Here is a 17,200-nt window from a genome sequence, read left to right as displayed (position 1 = left end):
GGCGGTCAGCGCCGAGGACGCAGAGCCGGTACGACGGCCAGCGCGACGACCGCGGCGGTCAGGGCGAAGGCGGTCGAGTAGCCGGTGCCCGCGACGATCGCGCCGAAGGCCAGTGCGCCGAGTCCCCAGCCACCGTCGTACGCGAGGTTCCACAGGGCGCTGACCTGGCCGTAGCGGGAACGGTCGACGCGGTTGTACATCAGGGTCAGCGTCAGGTTCTGCGCGGCGCCGAAACCGATGCCGAAGCAGGTCGAACCGGCCAGGATCGCGACCGGACTCGGCAGGAAGACCAACGATCCGGCGCCGGCAGCGGCGAGCACAAGCGCCGGTGCGAGCAGTCGGGCGGGACCGAGGCGATCGGCGTACCGCCCGGCCAGCCAACGCGCCAACGGAGCCGCGATCGCCTGCAACAGAAGGGCCGCCGCGACCAGCGACTGCTTGTCCTCGGCAACGGCCAGCGGGAGGAAGGTGACGCTGATACCCGCCGCCAAGGTGACTGCGGCGAAGACCAGGGTCGGCATCAACAGCCCGTGACGCCGTACGCCGCCGAGCACCTTCACATGCTGATCCGCGACCGCGATGCGGCCCGGCAGACCGATCAGCGCGACGAGACCGGCGAGCGATGCGACCGCCGCGAGGACGAACAGTGCGCCGAAACCGATCACCTGGGTCAGATAGACGCCGAGCGGGAGGCCGATCACCGCGGGCACGCCGACCGCGACGCCGTACACACCGAGCGCCTCTCCCCGGCGCGCCGGCGGGGTGAGATCCGCGACGAGGGCGACCGCGCCGACCACCAGGATCGCCAGGCCGGCGCCGCGCACGACGCAGACCGTGAGCACAAGCGGCAGGGACGCCGACGCGAGCAGGACCAGCGACGGCGCACCGAGCAGAACCAGTCCGAGCCCGAGGACGACCTGGTAGCCCCACCGGGCCAGCAACCGCGGCACCACGAGCTCGACCGCGACTGCGGAGAACATCATCGCGGCGGTGGACGCTCCGGCTCCGGCGCCGCCGGAGCCGTTGGCCGCCAGGTACAGCGGGACGACCGAGGTCAGCAGGTACATGCTCAGGCCGGAGCCGAACACCATCACCAGCAGCCGCACGAACTGGCTGCTGACGAGTCGGTCGACGGTAGGTGCCGGGACTGCCGGGATCTCGCAGGCGGTGGTCATAGGTCGAAGGTAGGGAAATACCGGTACGCCCTACAGATCCAGTTATGGCCGCGCCGAGAGGACCAGTTGGCCGACCGGCTGTCACTTTGTCGACAAGGTTCTCCGGATGGTCAGCCGGCCGTGAAGGTGCGGCTCAGCCAGGTCGAGGCCTCGGCCATCGCCTTCTTGCCGCCGTCGAGGATGCCGGACATCGCGAAGAAGCCGTGCACCATCCCGTCATACCGGCTGAGGGTTGTCGGTACTCCGGCCGCGTGCAGCTTCTCGGCGTAGTACTCGCCCTCGTCGCGCAGCGGGTCGTACTCGGCGGTGATCACCAGCGCGGGTGGGAGGTCGGCGTGGGACGACGCGAGCAACGGTGAGGCCAACGGGTTCTGGCCGTCGGCCGGGTCGGTCAGGTAGTGCTCCCAGTACCAGTTGACCGAGGTCTTGTTGAACAGGTACGGGTCGTCGTCCGAGCGCATCGAGGCCGTGTCGGAGCCGTACAACGTGTTCGGATACACGAGCAGTTGTCCGGAAAGCGCCGGACCGTTTTCCCGGGCCAGCAGGGTCACCGCCGCCGCCAGGTTTCCGCCGGCGCTGTCCCCGCCGACCACCAGCCGCGCCGGATCGGCCTGCACGCGCTCCGGGTTCGCCGCGATCCATCGCACTGCGTCGTGACAGTCGTGAACGGCCGCCGGAAACGGATTTTCCGGCGCAAGGCGGTATCCGACCGCGATCACCTGACACGGAACGGCGTTCGCCAGTTTCCGGCTGATTCCGTCCGCGGTCTCGATACTGCCGAGCGTCCATCCCCCGCCGAAGAAGTACACGAGCGTCGGCAACGGACCCGCGAGGTCCGGGCGGTAGATCCGCAACGGCACCCCGGAATCAGTCGACAACTCCTCCACGTGATGCACCGCCTCCACCTCACCGCCGCCCGCCCGAACCGAGGCCAAGTCGGCCGCCCGCGCCTCAGCCAAGCTCTGCGTGTACAACTGCGGCACCTGCTCCGCCTCCCGGGCAGCCCGCATCACCTCAACCTGCGGATCCAAAGGCATCCCTTCACCCCAATCGAATCAACACGGACACCGCCAACTGGCCAATTCCACACCTGCCCCACTGCGCACCCCACAACAACCCCAGCACACCCACCCAGCGCGGGCATTGACGCGGTGTTGCGTTCTTGATCCGGGATACCTTCTTTCTGTGGGAGTTTCCGTGCATGTGTGCCTGGCGCCGGCCGGTGCCGAGCCTCGTACTGCGGCCCACGCACTGCTGCTCGCGCTCGCCGGGACGCTCGTCGACGGCCCGTCCTTGACACACGACGAGACCGGCCGTCCGCACATCCCCGGGCTGGCGGTGAGCATCACCTACACCGACCGGGCGGTCGCCGTCGCTGCGTCGTACGACGGACCGCTCGGCATCGACCTCGAAGAGCACCATTCCCGCGCGGTCGGCCCGCTCGCCGACCGTTGGTTTGCCCCACAAGAGCTGCAATGGACGCGTCGGCAGCCCGACCAGCTGTCGGCATTCCTGCACCTGTGGACGGCGAAGGAGGCAGTAGGAAAGGCCCTAGGCCTGGGGCTGGGCAAATCAGGTCTGAGCCGCGCAATGCCGCTCCCCAGCGAGGCAGGAACGGCGGAACGTCCTGCGCACGAGGTGCTCTACGCCGACGTGGTGCCGGACGAGTCCGACCTGACCGTGATGCACATAGGACTGCAGCACCTCACCGAAACTCTCGGAACTCTCGGACCGGGCGGACCGGGCGGACCCGGCGGACCCGGCGGACCTCTCGGACCTCTCGGACCTGCCGGGCCTCGCGGACCTGCGGTGTTGGCGGTCGCTGCCTCGAGTGAGGTCTCCGAGCTGGTGGTTCATCAGCCGACGACTGCCGCGCCGGGCGCGGTGCGTCTCGGGACGAGGTTTCCCGTTGTTGTCCGCAGCAACTGATGGAACAGGCTCAGGCCCCACCCCGTCGGCCACGACGAGCGGCGCCAGACCTCATCCGCCGCCGACCGCTCGGCAAACAAACGCTTCAACGGTTTCGAGCCCTCAAGCCCCACGACCGGAGGCCCCGGCGCGCGCCGCGTGTCACCGACTCTTGACCCGGCGTGTATGCGTGGGTAACTTTCGCGTCGCGGGGGCTACTTGTAATTCAATTACCTTGGCGCTCGCCCACGCCCGCCCGGACTGAGTTGGGGACACCGATGGAACTGACCCGACGCCAAACCCTCGGACTAGCGGCGGCCGCCGTCGCTGGATCGACGGTCGCAGGCACCACGACCGCAAACGCCCAGCGTGACCCCTGGGTCCGCGACACGCTGAACCGGCTGACCCTGGAGCAGAAGGTCGGCCAGCTGTTCGTCTGCTACGCCTACGGACCGACCGCCGACACGGCCGACGCCCGCAACACCAGCCTGTACGGCGTGGCCACGCCGGCCGAGGTGGTCGCGAAGTTCAACCTCGGCGGCGTCATCTACTTCGCCTGGACCGACTCGGTCCGCAACCCGGACCAGATCGGCCGGCTCTCGAACGGACTGCAGGCCGCCTCGCTCGCCGCCAGCGGCGTCCCGCTGCAGATCAGCACCGACCAGGAGTACGGCGTGGTGTTCCGGTTCGGACCGCCCGCGACGCAGTTCCCGGGTGCGATGGCACTCGGCGCGACCCGCTCGGCGGCCTTCGCGCGGTCCGCCGGACGGATCGGCGGCCGGGAGATGAAGTCGGTCGGCATCACCACCGACTTCGCACCGGACGCCGACGTCAACGTGAACCCCCTGAACCCGGTGATCGGGGTCCGCTCGACCTCCTCCGACCCGGCCCTGGTCGCCGAGATCGTCGCCGCCCAGGTCAAGGGGTACCAGCGCGACGGCGGGATCGTCTCGACCGCGAAACACTTCCCCGGGCACGGCGACACCGACACCGACAGCCACGTCGGCATCCCGGAGATCCACCACACCCGCGAGGAGTGGACCCGGATCGACCTGCCGCCGTTCCAGGCCGCGATCCGGGCCGGGATCCAGTCGATCATGACCGCGCACATCGTCGTACCGGCACTCGACCCGTCCGGTGACCCGGCGACGCTGAGCAAGCCGATCCTGACCGGGATCCTGCGGCAGCAGCTCCGGTTCGACGGCGTGGTGATCACGGACTCGCTGGGGATGAAGGGGGTCCGCGACAAGTACGGCGACGCGGAGATCCCGCTCCGGGCGATCGAGGCCGGTGTCGACCAACTGCTGATGCCGGTCGATCCCGGGCTGGCGTACAACTCGGTCCTGAACGCCGTCCGAAGCGGCCGGATCAGCGAGGCCCGTATCGACGAGAGCGTCGCGCGCATCCTCTGGCTCAAGCGCACCACGGGCGTCGTCGACGCGCCGTACGTCGACCTGTCCCGCATCGCCACCATCGTCGGTGCGCCGGCCAACTACGCCGAGGCACAGCGGATCGCGGACCGCAGCATCACGTTGCTGCGCAACGACGCGGACCTGCTCCCGCTCTCCCCCGCGCCCCGCACGATCGTCGTCGCCGGCTACGGCCCGAAGACGCTCGCGACCGCACTGCAGAGCCGGGGCGCGAGCGCGATCGTGAAGGACACCGGCACCACGCCCACCGACGCCAAGATCGCCGACGCGGTGGCCGCCGCCGCGAACGCGGACCTGACCGTTGTCCTCACCAACAAGGCCTGGGACACCAAGGTCACGGACAAGCTGGCGAAACAGCAGAAACTCGTCAACACTCTGCTCGCCAGTGGCCGTCCGGTGATCGTCGTCCCGGTCCGTGACCCGTACGACGTCGCGTACTTCCAGACCGAACCGGCGACCTCACTCGTCACCTACGGCAACGCGGCCGTGTCGATGGAGGCGATCGCCAAGGTCCTGTACGGCGAGATCGCGCCGGCCGGAAAGCTTCCGGTCGAGATTCTGGCCAAGCCGGATCCGAACCAGCCCGGTCCGGCTCCTGTGCTGTACCCGTTCGGGCACGGGCTCACCTTCGATCCGGAGGAAACCCGGCTGACCGTTGCCTCGTACAACATTCACGCCGGGGCCGGCACGGACAACGTTTTCGACCTCGACCGGACCGCGCGGGCACTGAAGGCGCTGGACGCGGACATCATCGGTCTGCAGGAGGTCGACGTGCACTGGGGCGACCGCAGCCAGTGGCTCGACACGATCACCGAACTGGCCGCCAGGCTCGGCATGCACCCGGCGTTCGCACCGATCTACGACCTCGACCCGCCCGCCGCCGGCCGGCCGCGGCGTCAGTACGGCGTCGGTCTGCTCTCGCGGTTCCCGGTGGTGCGCTTCGAGAACCACCCGATCACGCGGCTCTCCACCCAGGACCCGAACCCGGTCCCCGCGCCGGCACCCGGTTTCCTCGAGGCCGAGGTCGACGTCCGCGGCCGCCGGCTGCACGTGTACTCCACCCACCTCGACTACCGCGCCGACCCGTCCGTGAGGCGGGCCCAGGTCGACGACACCCTGAAGATCCTCGCCGCCGACAGCCCCGGCGACCTGCAGATCCTGGTCGGCGACTTCAACGCCGATGCGGCCGCGCCGGAGCTGGCCGGACTGTGGACCCGGCTCACCGACTCGTGGACCGCGGCCGCGTCGACTGCGGGCGGCCCGAACACCTACCCGGCGGTCGGCGGGACCAAGCGCATCGACTTCGTCGCCGTCGGCCCCGGCCTGCTGGTCCGGAAGGCCGAAGTACCCGCCGAGGTCCCGGTCGCCGAGGCGGCCAGTGACCACAGCCCGGTGATCGCCGACCTCTCGTTCCGTTCCTAGGAGATCTGATGAAGCGACGCAGTTTGCTTGCCGGCGCCGGCGCCCTCGCCGCCGCCCCGCTGATCGACGTCCCCGCCGCGCACGCCGTGACCAGCCGGAAGGTGATGACCGGCGCCGAGGTCCTCGCCAACGACGGCTGGCGGGCGCTCGCCGGCCAGAAGGTCGGCGTGATCAGCAACCCGACCGGGATCCTGCCCGATTTCACGCACATCGTGGACACCATGCACGCGTCCGGACAGGTGAACGTGGTCGCCGTGTTCGGGCCAGAACACGGTTTCCGCGGCAGCGCGCAGGCCGGCGGTTCGGAGGGCGACCACGTCGATCCGCGCACCGGGATCATGGTCTACGACGCGTACGGCGCGAACGCGGACAAACTGGCCACGCTGTACGCGAAGTCCGGCGTGGAAACCGTTGTCTTCGACATCCAGGACGTCGGCGCGCGGTTCTACACCTATATCTGGACGATGTTCGAGGCGATGCTGGCCGCGGTCCGGACCGGTGCCCGGTTCGTCGTTCTCGACCGGCCCAACCCGGTCGGCGGCTACGCGCGCGGCCCGATGCTCAAACCCGGCTACACCTCCGGCGTCGGCAAGAAGCAGATCATCCAGCAGCACGGCATGACGGTCGGCGAACTGGCCCGGCTCTTCGACGCGGAGTACCTGCCGCTGGAGCCGAACGGCGGCCGGCTCAAGGACCTCCAGGTCATCGAGCTGTCGAACTGGAAACGCGACCAGCTGTACGACGACACCGAGTTGTCCTGGGTGATGCCGAGCCCCAACATGCCGACCCCCGACACCGCGCTGCTCTACCCCGGCCTGTGCCTGTTCGAGGCGACCAACATGTCCGAGGGCCGCGGTACGACGCGGCCGTTCGAGCTGATCGGCGCGCCGTACGTCGACCACCGCTGGGCCGAGGCGCTGCAGGCCCGGAACATCCCGGGCGTGGCGTTCCGCGAGGCGTACTTCACGCCGACGATCAGCAAGAACGCGAACGTCCTGTGCGCCGGCCTCCAGGTGCAGATCCTCGACCCGCACCGGGTGGAGGCGATCACCGTGGCGACGCACATGATCGTCGAGGCCCGTAAGCTCTACCCCGGATTCACCTGGCGGGCGGAGAACCCACCCGGCCGGTGGATCGACCTGCTCACCGGGTCCGACCGGTTCCGCACCATGCTGCTGGCCGATGCGACCGCGGAGGAGATCGTCGCCGCCTGGAAGTCCGAGACCGACGCCTGGACGGCCCGACGGGCGAAGTACCTGCTGTACAAGGGAGCCCACCGATGAAGCGGTGGGCCGCGTCTGCGACTCTGACTGCGGTGATACTCACGATGGCAAGCCCTGCTGTTGCTGGCAGCAACAACTCCGGCCGGTTCGACCGTCCGCGCGACGGCTACGCGCCGAAGACCACGCTGCTGCGCGACGAGACCCCGGCGAAGGCCGGCCTGGACCCCGCGCCGATCGACGCGGCACTGGCCCAGGTCGCCTCCTGGACCCAGCCGAACGGTACGGCGAAACCGCTGTACGCCGGCGCGGTCACGCTGCTCGGTCACGACGGGAAGGTCGTCACCCGGTCGGCGACCGGGCTGGCGGTGAAGTACGCCGACGGCGCCGGGACCGAGCTGCCCGCGGACGAGCAGATCCCGATGCGCACCGACACGATCTTCGACATGGCCTCGGTGTCCAAGCTGTTCACGTCGATCGTCGTGATGCAGCTGGTCGAGAAGGGCAAGGTCGACCTCGACGCGCCGATCGCGACGTACATCCCGGAATTCGCGGAAAACGGCAAGGAAAACGTCACCGTCCGGCAGGCACTCACGCACACCAGCGGATTTCCGTCCTGGCTGCCGCTGTGGAGCGCCCAGCCGGATCCCGCGTCCAGGCTGCACATGGCACTGACCGCGAAGCTGCGGGACGTGCCCGGTACGACGTACCTCTACAGCGACCTGAACCTGATCGCGCTCGGCGAGCTGGCGCACCGCGTGACCGGCAAGACGCTCGACAAGCTGGTCGCCGACGGCATCACCAAACCGCTGCAGATGCGCGACACCGGCTACAACCCGGATCCCAAGAAGAAGCCGCGGATCGCCGCCACCGAGTACCAGGCCTCCCCGCCGCGCGGGATGGTGTGGGGCTCGGTCCACGACGAGAACGCGTGGTCCCTGGACGGTGTCGCCGGGCACGCGGGCGTGTTCAGCACCGCCGACGACCTGGCCGTGCTGGCGCAGACGTTCCTGAACGGCGGCAGCTACCGCGGAGCCCGGATCCTCAAGGAATCCTCGGTCACCGCGATGATCACGAACTTCAACCAGGCCTTCCCCAGCAACGACCACGGCCTCGGCTTCGAGCTCGACCAGCGCTGGTACATGGCCGGCCTGTCCGGACCGCGCACGGCCGGCCACACCGGCTACACCGGCACGTCGGTCGTCATCGACTTCGACTCCCGCTCGTTCGCGATCCTGCTCACGAACCGCGTGCACCCGAGCCGCAACTGGGGCAGCAACAACCCGGCCCGCCGTGCGGTCGCCCAGGGCCTCGCGCTCGCCCTCGGCGTCGGCCCGCGGCACGGCAAGGACGCCTGGTTCTCCGGTACGACGGACAACTCGACGACCACGCTCGCGACGACGGTCGCCGTACCGGCGGACGGCGCGAAGCTGGCGTTCGATCTGTTCGTCGACACCGAGGACACGGATCTGCTGTACCTGGAGACGTCCGCGGACGGGACGACCTGGACGAAGGTCCCGTTCTCGGTGCGGGACCGCGGTTCGGTGATCGACACCGACGGCTCGATCAGCGGCTCCGGCAACCGGCACTGGCAGCAGGTGAGCGCCGATTTGGGCGCCGGCGAGCAGACGATCCGCTGGCGTTACACGAGCGATCCGCTGTACCAGGGCCGCGGTGTGTACGTCGACGGTGTGAAGATCACGAGCGGGGATGGTGAACTTCTCGATGGTGAACGGACGCCGGAATCATTTACCGCAACAGGTTGGAGACTTTCGCGTCGGTGATCCCATCTCGTGCATAGTCGCCGTACCGTGGCTGTCATGAATTCAACGACCTCTCCAGAACCCACGGGGCCGCTGCTGGTCCGGGTCCGCGCGGTGATGCCCGCGCTGGCCCCGGCCGAGCAGCGGGTGGCGAACGCGGTCCTCGCGGACCCTGGCGGGGTGGCCGCGATGACGATCTCCGAACTGGCCGAGGTGGCGTCCACCTCGGAGACCACGGTCATCCGGTTCTGCAAGCAGATCGGCGTCCCCGGCTATCCGCAGCTCCGCCTGCAGCTGGCGGCCCAGTCGGCGCAGGAGAGTGTCCGCCCGGAGGTGGGCGGTGACATCGAGCCCGGCGACTCGCTGGCCGACGTTGTCAGCAAGGTCGCGTTCGCCGACGAGCGGGCGGTCCGCGAGACCGCGCAGCAGGTCGACGTGGACGCGCTGGCCAAGGTCGTCGACGCGGTGGTGCGGGCGCAGCGGGTCGACCTGTACGGGTTCGCGGCGAGCGCCTTCGTCGCCTACGACCTGCAGCAGAAGCTGCACCGGATCCGCCGCGTCGCGTTCGCCTGGTCCGACGTACACATCGCGCTGACCAGCGCCGCGCTGCTCGGCGAGGGCGACGTCGCGATCGGCATCTCGCACACCGGCACCACGGTCGAGGTGGTCGAGGCGCTCGAGGAGGCGGCCAAGCACGGCGCCACGACGGTTGCCGTTACCAACTTTCCGCGCTCGCCGCTGGCCCGTACGGCGGACCTCGTCCTCACCACGGCCGCCCGCGAGACGACGTACCGCTCGGGTGCGATGGCCAGCCGGATCGCCCAGCTGACGGTGATCGACTGCCTGTTCATCGGGGTCGCGCAGCAGGTCCTGCCGGACGCCCGGAAAGCGCTTGAGGAAACCGCTAGCGCGGTTCGCGGCCACCGGCTCAAGGGATCCGACTGAGGCCGATCCTTTCCGTCAAAGATGAACGGAATTGAAAAACCTTCAGTAGAAAACTAACATCGATCCCGTGACCTCACCGACCGAGCAGCGCAACCCGAGGACGCTGGCCATCGATGCGGTGGGCACGTCCGAGATCCTCCAGCTGGTGAACAACGAGGACGCCCTGGTCCCGGGCGCTGTCGGCGCGGTGATCCCGGAGCTGACGAAGGCCGTGGACGCCGCCGTCGAGTCGATCCGCGGCGGCGGCCGGGTGCACTACTTCGGCGCCGGTACGTCGGGGCGCCTGGCGGTCCTGGACGCCGCCGAACTGCTGCCGACGTTCCACGTCCCGGACGGGCTGGTGGTCGCCCACCACGCCGGCGGCCTGGAAGCGCTGCTCCGCGCGGTCGAGAACGTCGAGGACTCCGAGGAGGGCGGTGCCGCCGACGCGATCGGGGTGACCGGTCAGGACCTCGTCATCGGCCTCGCTGCTTCCGGGAGCACGCCGTACGTCGCCGGCGCCCTGAAGGCCGCCCGCGCGGCCGGGGCGACCACCGTGCTGGTGACCTCGAACCCGGACGCCCCGCTGGCGCCGCTGGCCGACATCGTGGTCGCCGCCGACACCGGCCCCGAGGTGATCGCGGGCTCCACCCGGCTGAAGGCCGGCACCGCGCAGAAGATGATCCTGAACGCGTTCTCCACCACGCTGATGATCAAGCTCGGCCGCACCTGGTCGAACCTGATGGTCGACCTGGTCGCGACCAACAACAAGCTCCGCGGCCGCATGCTCCGGATCCTCGCCGAGGCCACCGGCGCCGACGAGGCCGCCTGCGAGGCCGCCCTGGCCGAGGCCGAAGGCGAGCTCAAGCCCGCTTTGGTCCACCTCCTGACCGGCACCCCCATCCCCGCGGCCCGGACCGCCCTGGAGGCAGCCCACGGCCGGGTGGCCACGGCCCTGGCCGAGCTGGCCTGACTGCTCAGTCTGCGGCGGCGGGCTGCACCGGCGGCCGGAGGACCAGGACCACGACGATCAGGGCCATGAAGAGCGCCGTGAGGGCGAACGGGACCGGGATCAGCGGATCCAGCAGGACCAGGACGGCGCCCAGGGGTACGACGACGTTGACGACGCGGTCCGCGTTCTCGCGCAGGGCGATCCACCAGATGCCGAGGACGAAGATCGCGATCGGGATCGTCACGGTGTAGGACGCGGCGACCTCGCTCAGCTCGGTGTGGTGGGTGATGCTGTCGATCTGCACCTCGACGCCGGCCGAGAACGCACCGGCCGCCGCGAACACGAAGTAGTGCATGTACCCGTAGCGGATCGAGCGGGCCATCGAGGTGATCGCGGTGTGGTGCGGCGGCCAGAAGTAGATCCACCACAGCGCGGCGGTCACGACCAGGGTGAGCACCGAGAGCGCGATCAGCGGGCCGAGGTCCTCGTGCTCGTGCAGGGCCTCGAAGATCGCGTTCGCCGAGGCGAGCAGGCTCTCACCGAGCAGGATGAGGGTGAACAGGCCGTACCGCTCGGTGATGTGATGCGGATGCCACGGCGTCTGTCCGCGCCGCTCGGCCACCACCGGTACGGCGAGTTCGGCCAGGACGAACACACACCAGGCGACGACCACCACGGTTCCGGACATCGCGAGCGTGGTCAGCCACAGCACCTGCACGACGGCGATCCCGCCCGCGTACCGCAACGCCGCCTGCCGGCTCACGCCGCCCGAGCGGGACGCCCGAAGCCATTGCGCGATCATGGCGACCCGCATCACGACGTACCCGATCACCACCACGGTGAAGTCGCGGTCGGCGAAGACCGGCTCGACCCCGGCGGCCAGCACCAGAACGCCGCCCATCTGGACGATCGTGAGTACCCGGTACAGCCAGTCGTCGGTGGCGAAGGAGGTGGCGAACCAGGTGAAGTTCATCCACGCCCACCAGATCGCGAAGAACACCATCCCGTAGGACAGCAGGCCCTCCGCGACGTGCTTCTCGGACAGCGCGTGATGAAGGTGGGCCGCCGCGACGCTGACCGCGACGACGAACACCAGGTCGAAGAACAACTCCAGCGTGGACGCGGTCCGGCCGGGCTCGTGCGGGTCACGCGGCTGCATCGGAACCAGCCGTGACCGCGTCGTGGGAGGGGGCGTCATGGCGCCTAGGCTAGGGCAACGGCGTGGGGGTGCCAGCCATGCCCTCAAACGGAAATGTCGACCGACGGTCGGAGTTCCGCCGCCGCGGCCAGGGCGTCGTGGGCGGGGTTGTCGAGGAAACTCTTGATCAGTGCGGGGTCGGCGGGCTGATCCACGTGCGGTAGTGCGATCTGTTCGTACGCCGCCTGGAAGCGCGGGCCCCAGCGCCGGGTGCCGAGGCGTGCGGTCCGGGAGCAGTTGTCGACCATGTAGGCGACGTCGCGGGCGTGCATGTACGGCAGCAGCGAGTCCACCGCCTCGATCACCGACTCGTTGACGATCTCCGACCAGGCGTGGCCCCGCTCGGCGAACTCGTCGACCTGCGCCGTCATCGTCGCCACGAACAACCCCGCGGTCAGTGGATCGACGACGGCCGGCGAGGTCCCGCGGCGGGCGTGGACCTCGGCGCTGTGCGACCACATCGGGCTGCCGCCGATCTCGGTCATCGGCCGGCTGGCGAGACGGCGTTCGGCGAGGATCACGCTGCGCAGTTCGGTGCCGTCGGCAACTTCGTCGTAGATCTCCGCGACCAGGTCCCGGGCCGGCCGGTACGCCGCGGAGTACGCCCGGTCGAACAGGTCCTCGTCACCGCTCGCCGTCCGGACCGCCGCGAGACCGGAGTCGGAGATGATCCGCGCGATCGGCCCGGTGACCGCCTCGGTCGAGCGCTCGTACGCCGCCACCGGGTCCGCACCCTCGATCCGGAAGTGCCGGTAGAGCGCCTCGACCAGGCCGTGCACCGCGCCGAGCAGGATCGCCCGCTCACCGACGATGTCCGAGCGGTACTCGTCGGCCAGTGTGGTCGCGAACGTGTACGGCGATCCGAGTCCGACCGACCAGGCGAGCGCCCGGTCCCACGCGTGCCCGTCCGGGTCGGCGTGGACGGCGACGCTCGCGTTGATCCCGGCCCCGTTGACCGTCGCGCCCTGCTGGTACAGGCGCCGTACCGAATCGCCCATGCCCTTCGGGCACACCGCGATCACCGGATGACCTTCCGGGAAAGCGCTGCCGATCGCGGTCAGGTGACCGAGCAGGAAACCGTGGGACAGGCCAATGGTCGCGCCGGGCTTCAGGACCGCGAAGATCTCCTCGTGGTGCGCCGCCAGGGCCGCGTCGGCGATCAGCAGGATCACCAGATCTACCGCGGCCGCGACCTCGAGCCAGTCCCCCAGCGTGCCGTCCGCCTCACTGAAGCCCTCCGCCCGCGCCTCCTCGGCGGACCGCGAGCCCGGCCGCAGCCCCACGGAAACGGTGATGCCGGTCCCGGCGAGCGAGTCCCGCAGGTTCAGTGCCTGGGCGCGTCCCTGCGGCCCCCAGCCCAGTACGCCGATCCGCCGCACGCCGGACAACGCTTTCGGCAACAGCGGAAACAGGTCCCGCCCGCCGCGCACGATGGATTCCGTGCCGCCCGGCACGTGCATGTCCTCGACCCGAAACACCGAACTCTTCATGGGCTCCAGTCAACGGGCGGTGCGGCCATTGCGGCAAGCGCAATGTTCGCACCGCCCCGTTGCAGATTGCGGAACACAAGGAGTTGGTCAGGGTTTCAGGCCGACCGCGGTGAGCGGGCTGGTCCAGGACTTCAGCGCGGCGAGCAGGTCCGGATTCTGCGTGGTGGACAGGGCCTCGGTGTAGGCGTCGGTGATGACGTCGGCGATCCGGACCGGTGCGCCGGTGTTGGCCGAGCGGACCGCGGATTCCACCATCGCGAGGCTGATGACGTTGGAGTGGACCTCGGACTGTGGGCTCGCCGACGTACGGACCGCGTCGACGAACTCCACGAGCGAGCCGGCGATCTCCTCCGGCTCGTCGGCCATGACCGCGGGCAGCGCTTCACCGGAGGCGAGTTCGGCGACGGGCGGGTTGTCGCCGTCCCAGGTCGCCGTACCGCCGGGGGTGCTGGCGCGCCAGCGGCCGTTCCAGGACGTTTCCAGGCCCGGGGCGCACCAGCTTCCGGTGAAGGCGAAGCGGGTGCCGTCGGCGTACGTGAAGATCGCGGACGCGGCGGCGTTGCCGTCGAACCAGCTCCAGGACGGGTTGTACGAGTCGCAGTACACCGACACCGGCTCGGAGCCGATCAGCTTGCGGGACAGGTCGAACTGGTGGATCGCCATGTCGACCAGGAGCGGCTCGGCCATCCGCTCGCGGAACCCGCCGAAGCGCGGCGCCTTGTAGAACTCGCACGACAGCGTCCCGATCGGGCCGAGCTCGGCGAGCTGACGCTGGAAGGCGTTCACCGCGCGGAAGTAGCGGCGGGACTGCGAGACCATCAGCAGCTTGCCGCTCACCTCCGAAGCCGCCACCATCTGCAGGCACTCGCGCACTGTCTCGGCCAGCGGTTTCTCGCACAGCACCGGGACACCACCCAGCAAGGCTTCTACGCTGACTTTCGGATGAGCTACCGGCACAGTCACGTCGATGACCGCTTCGAACTGAACAGCAAGTTCCTCGATCGAGGTGGCGACCGGTACGTCGTGGTGGCCGTTGTCGTCGGCCGCAGCGCGCGCGACGTCCAGGTCCAGGTCGACCAGGCCCACCAACTGCACGTCGGGGTTGGCGGCGATGGTGCGCAACCAGGCGCGTCCCATCCCGCCGGCTCCGACCTGCAGCAGGCGCAAGGGTTCAGGCATCGGCAGGCTCCTCGATGGGTCCGGTGTACCCGTGTCCGTTGAAGAAGTCTTCGGTCTCGTAGCGCAGCAGCGTCGGCAGGGCCCGCTCCGGCCGGTCGGTCCTGGCCCACGCGACGCCGTTCGCGATCACCTTACGGACATCCTTGTGGTGGTACACCGGGAAGTCCTGGTCACCGGGCGAGAAGTAGAAGATCTTCCCGTGCCCGCGGCGGAACGTGCAGCCCGAGCGGAACACCTCGCCGCCGGAGAACGAGGACACGAAGATCAGTTCGTCGGGCACCGGGATGTCGAAGAACTCGCCGTACATCTCCTGCTGCTCGATCTCGATCGGGTGCGGCACGCCCTGCGCGATCGGGTGCGTGGGGTTCACCGTCCAGACCAGTTCGCGGTCGCGCTCACTGCGCCAGCGCAGCGTGCACGTCGTGCCCATCAGCTTGCCGAAGATCTTCGACCAGTGCCCGGAGTGCAGGACGACGAGCCCCATCCCGGACAGCACGTGCTGGTAGACGCGGTCGACCACCTTGTCGTCGACCTCACCGTGGGCGGCGTGCCCCCACCAGACCAGGACGTCGGTCTCGGCCAGCACGTCCTCGGTCAGGCCGTGCTCGGGCTCGTCCAGGGTCGTGGTGGAGACCTTGGCGTCGCCCAGGTTCTCCGCGATCCCGGCCGCGATCGTGGAGTGCATGCCGTCGGGGTAGATCTCCCGCACGTGCGGCTCCACCTGCTCGTGGCGGTTCTCGCCCCAGACGAGTACGCGAATCGTCATGTTTTCAACGCCTTTCGAGAGTCATTTGACGGCTCCGCCGATGGCGCCGGCGGCGATGTACTTCTGCGCGGCGATCAGCAGCACGATGGCCGGGACCGCCGAGAGCACCGCGGTCGCCATCACCGCGTTCCAGTTCTGCACCTGCGTGCCGAGGTACTGGTAGATCCCCAGCGTCACCGGCCGGACGCCGCCCTTGGTGGTCAGCGTCAGCGCGAACAGGAAATCGCTCCAGGAAAACAGGAAACTGAACAGTCCGGCCGTGATCAGCGAGTTCTTGCTGATCGGCAGCACGATCGAAACGAGCGCCCGGAACAGGCCGGCGCCGTCGACCCGCGCGGCCTCCACCAGCGACGGCGGCAGCGAGAGCATGAACGACCGCAGGATCAGGATCGCGAACGGGATCCCGCTGCTGCAGTTCGCCACGATCAGGCCCGGGATCGAGTTCAGCAGACCGAGCCGCTCGTACGCCGTGTACAGCGCGTTCGCGATCACGATGCCCGGAATCATCTGCGAGATCAGGATCGCCAGCAGCCCGATCGACACCCACCGGGACCGGAACTGCGACAACGCGTACGCGCACGGCGTCGCGATCGCCAGACTCAGCACGACCGTTCCGGCCGCGATGATCATGCTCGTGACGAGGTTCCCGCCCTGCTCGTCCAGCGCGCGCCGGTAGCCGGAAAACGTTGGATTCAGCGGCAGGAAACCGGCCGTCAGAGTGTTTCCGGACGGCTGCAGCGACGCGTTCACCATCCAGTAGACGGGGAACAGCATCACGCACAGGATCAGGACACCGATCACCGTGTACGCCGTACGTCGCATCACGCCCTCCCTATTCATCGATCGCCCGGCGCGTGCTGCGCAGGTAGAAGATCGCGAAGACGAAAGAGATCACGATCAGGATGTTGGCCAGCGCCGCGCCCTGGCCGAACTTGAAGTCGATGAAGGACTTCTCGTACGACTGGGTCGCCAGCGTCTGGGTGGCGTTCGCCGGTCCACCGCCGGTGAGGCCGAGGATGATGTCCAGGACCTTGATCGTGTAGACGACCCCGAGCATCAGCAGCACGCTCGCGACCGCCCGCAGGTTCGGCCAGGTGATGTACCAGAAGGATCGCCACCCGGTCGCCCCGTCGAGCTGTCCGGCCTCGTAGAGCTCGTCGGGGATCTCCGCGAGACCGGAGTACAGCAGGGTCACGTTGAACGGGATGCCGATCCAGATGTTCACGCCGATGACCGCGATCAGCGCGACCGACGGCGAGTTCAGCCACGGCACCGGATCACCGATCAGGTGCAGCTTCATCAGTGTGCGGTTCAGGATTCCGTTGTCCTGCTCGAGGATCGAGCGCCAGGTCGCGCTGGACACGATCAGCGGCAGCAGCCACGGCAGCAGGAGCAGCGACCGCAACAGTCCGCTCAGCGGGAACTTCTTGTGGAAGAACAGCGCCAGCCCCAGCCCGATCGCGAACTGGAAGGCGATCGAGCCGACAGTGAACAGCGCCGTGTTCAGCATCGCGTCCGAGAACAGCTTGTCGGTCACGACCGTGCTGTAGTTCTTCAGCCCGACCCACGGCGCGACACCGGTGAAGAACGTCTTCAGCCCGTAGTCCTGCAGGCTCATCAGCAGGTTCTTCACGACCGGGTAGCCGAACAGCGCCACCATCGCCACCACGGCGGGCAGGACGAACAGCACCTTGGTGAGGGACTCGCCGCGGTGGCGCCGGCCGCGAACCTTCTCGCGGCCGGCCACCGTCGTCCGTGTGAGCGTCACCATGC

Annotated in this window: 14 protein-coding genes; 6 read left to right on the top strand and 8 right to left on the bottom strand. The window is 69.0% G+C overall.

Going from position 1 to position 17,200, the window contains the following annotated elements; genetic code table 11:
- Positions 1–5: 5 nt before the first annotated feature.
- Both BJY22_RS11405 and BJY22_RS11400 read right to left on the bottom strand, forming a co-directional pair.
- On the bottom strand, positions 6–1,175 hold the full coding sequence (locus BJY22_RS11405; RefSeq protein WP_167205997.1) for an MFS transporter: 1,170 nt from the start codon (positions 1,173–1,175) through the stop codon (positions 6–8).
- A gap of 110 nt (positions 1,176–1,285) precedes the next feature.
- On the bottom strand, positions 1,286–2,212 hold the full coding sequence (locus BJY22_RS11400; protein WP_167205995.1) for an alpha/beta hydrolase: 927 nt from the start codon (positions 2,210–2,212) through the stop codon (positions 1,286–1,288).
- A gap of 148 nt (positions 2,213–2,360) precedes the next feature.
- Here BJY22_RS11400 and BJY22_RS11395 point away from each other — a divergent pair, with 148 nt between their 5' ends.
- The 6 genes from BJY22_RS11395 (at position 2,361) to murQ (ending at position 10,815) form a co-directional block, all read left to right on the top strand.
- Positions 2,361–3,104 carry a 4'-phosphopantetheinyl transferase superfamily protein gene (locus BJY22_RS11395; protein ID WP_167205993.1) on the top strand — a complete coding sequence of 248 codons (744 nt, stop codon included), beginning with the start codon at positions 2,361–2,363 and terminating at the stop codon, positions 3,102–3,104.
- Between the two features lie 257 nt (positions 3,105–3,361).
- On the top strand, positions 3,362–5,935 hold the full coding sequence (locus BJY22_RS11390; RefSeq protein ID WP_238350341.1) for a glycoside hydrolase family 3 N-terminal domain-containing protein: 2,574 nt from the start codon (positions 3,362–3,364) through the stop codon (positions 5,933–5,935).
- Positions 5,936–5,943: 8 nt separating this feature from the next.
- Entirely contained in the window at positions 5,944–7,218 is a 1,275-nt protein-coding gene (locus BJY22_RS11385) for an exo-beta-N-acetylmuramidase NamZ family protein (protein ID WP_167205991.1), read from the top strand.
- Positions 7,219–7,262: 44 nt separating this feature from the next.
- Positions 7,263–8,939, top strand: a complete 1,677-nt coding sequence (locus BJY22_RS11380; protein ID WP_238350340.1) for a serine hydrolase domain-containing protein — start codon at positions 7,263–7,265, stop codon at positions 8,937–8,939.
- A 36-nt stretch (positions 8,940–8,975) separates the two neighbouring features.
- Positions 8,976–9,863: a MurR/RpiR family transcriptional regulator gene (locus BJY22_RS11375; protein WP_167205987.1), complete on the top strand. Its 888-nt coding sequence runs from the start codon at positions 8,976–8,978 to the stop codon at positions 9,861–9,863.
- A 67-nt stretch (positions 9,864–9,930) separates the two neighbouring features.
- Positions 9,931–10,815 (top strand): N-acetylmuramic acid 6-phosphate etherase, encoded by an 885-nt coding sequence (murQ, locus tag BJY22_RS11370; protein ID WP_167205985.1) that lies wholly within the window; start codon positions 9,931–9,933, stop codon positions 10,813–10,815.
- Between the two features lie 4 nt (positions 10,816–10,819).
- On the opposite strand, the gene BJY22_RS11365 is transcribed toward murQ, so the two are convergent.
- The 6 genes from BJY22_RS11365 to BJY22_RS11340 all read right to left on the bottom strand — a co-directional run bounded on the left by BJY22_RS11365 (position 10,820) and on the right by BJY22_RS11340 (position 17,198).
- Entirely contained in the window at positions 10,820–11,992 is a 1,173-nt protein-coding gene (locus BJY22_RS11365) for a low temperature requirement protein A (protein WP_202891070.1), read from the bottom strand.
- A 44-nt stretch (positions 11,993–12,036) separates the two neighbouring features.
- On the bottom strand, positions 12,037–13,482 hold the full coding sequence (locus tag BJY22_RS11360) for a ketol-acid reductoisomerase (RefSeq protein WP_167205983.1): 1,446 nt from the start codon (positions 13,480–13,482) through the stop codon (positions 12,037–12,039).
- An 87-nt stretch (positions 13,483–13,569) separates the two neighbouring features.
- Positions 13,570–14,661 carry a Gfo/Idh/MocA family protein gene (locus BJY22_RS11355; RefSeq protein ID WP_167205981.1) on the bottom strand — a complete coding sequence of 364 codons (1,092 nt, stop codon included), beginning with the start codon at positions 14,659–14,661 and terminating at the stop codon, positions 13,570–13,572.
- On the bottom strand, positions 14,654–15,427 hold the full coding sequence (locus tag BJY22_RS11350; RefSeq protein WP_167205979.1) for a ThuA domain-containing protein: 774 nt from the start codon (positions 15,425–15,427) through the stop codon (positions 14,654–14,656). The genes BJY22_RS11355 and BJY22_RS11350 overlap by 8 nt, the downstream gene beginning before the upstream one ends.
- Before the next feature lie 21 nt (positions 15,428–15,448).
- Positions 15,449–16,249, bottom strand: coding sequence for a carbohydrate ABC transporter permease (locus BJY22_RS11345; protein ID WP_202891069.1), 801 nt, complete (start codon positions 16,247–16,249; stop codon positions 15,449–15,451).
- 10 nt (positions 16,250–16,259) lie between these two features.
- Positions 16,260–17,198, bottom strand: a complete 939-nt coding sequence (locus BJY22_RS11340; protein WP_167205975.1) for a carbohydrate ABC transporter permease — start codon at positions 17,196–17,198, stop codon at positions 16,260–16,262.
- Positions 17,199–17,200: the final 2 nt, after the last annotated feature.

Source organism: Kribbella shirazensis, from assembly GCF_011761605.1.
GTDB lineage: Bacteria > Actinomycetota > Actinomycetes > Propionibacteriales > Kribbellaceae > Kribbella > Kribbella shirazensis.
The sequence above is the reverse complement of the archived record's forward strand: the minus strand, read 5'-3'. Positions and strand labels throughout refer to the sequence as shown.

Bases quoted from the DNA above. Each gene is read 5' to 3' on its own strand.
- BJY22_RS11405 (WP_167205997.1), bottom strand. From the start codon at position 1,175: ATGACCACCGCCTGCGAGATCCCGGCAGTCCCGGCACCTACCGTCGAC.
- BJY22_RS11400 (WP_167205995.1), bottom strand. From the start codon at position 2,212: ATGCCTTTGGATCCGCAGGTTGAGGTGATGCGGGCTGCCCGGGAGGCG.
- BJY22_RS11390 (WP_238350341.1), top strand. From the start codon at position 3,362: ATGGAACTGACCCGACGCCAAACCCTCGGACTAGCGGCGGCCGCCGTC.
- BJY22_RS11385 (WP_167205991.1), top strand. From the start codon at position 5,944: ATGAAGCGACGCAGTTTGCTTGCCGGCGCCGGCGCCCTCGCCGCCGCC.
- BJY22_RS11380 (WP_238350340.1), top strand. From the start codon at position 7,263: ATGGCAAGCCCTGCTGTTGCTGGCAGCAACAACTCCGGCCGGTTCGAC.
- BJY22_RS11375 (WP_167205987.1), top strand. From the start codon at position 8,976: ATGAATTCAACGACCTCTCCAGAACCCACGGGGCCGCTGCTGGTCCGG.
- BJY22_RS11365 (WP_202891070.1), bottom strand. From the start codon at position 11,992: ATGACGCCCCCTCCCACGACGCGGTCACGGCTGGTTCCGATGCAGCCG.
- BJY22_RS11360 (WP_167205983.1), bottom strand. From the start codon at position 13,482: ATGAAGAGTTCGGTGTTTCGGGTCGAGGACATGCACGTGCCGGGCGGC.
- BJY22_RS11355 (WP_167205981.1), bottom strand. From the start codon at position 14,661: ATGCCTGAACCCTTGCGCCTGCTGCAGGTCGGAGCCGGCGGGATGGGA.
- BJY22_RS11350 (WP_167205979.1), bottom strand. From the start codon at position 15,427: ATGACGATTCGCGTACTCGTCTGGGGCGAGAACCGCCACGAGCAGGTG.
- BJY22_RS11345 (WP_202891069.1), bottom strand. From the start codon at position 16,249: ATGCGACGTACGGCGTACACGGTGATCGGTGTCCTGATCCTGTGCGTG.
- BJY22_RS11340 (WP_167205975.1), bottom strand. From the start codon at position 17,198: ATGGTGACGCTCACACGGACGACGGTGGCCGGCCGCGAGAAGGTTCGC.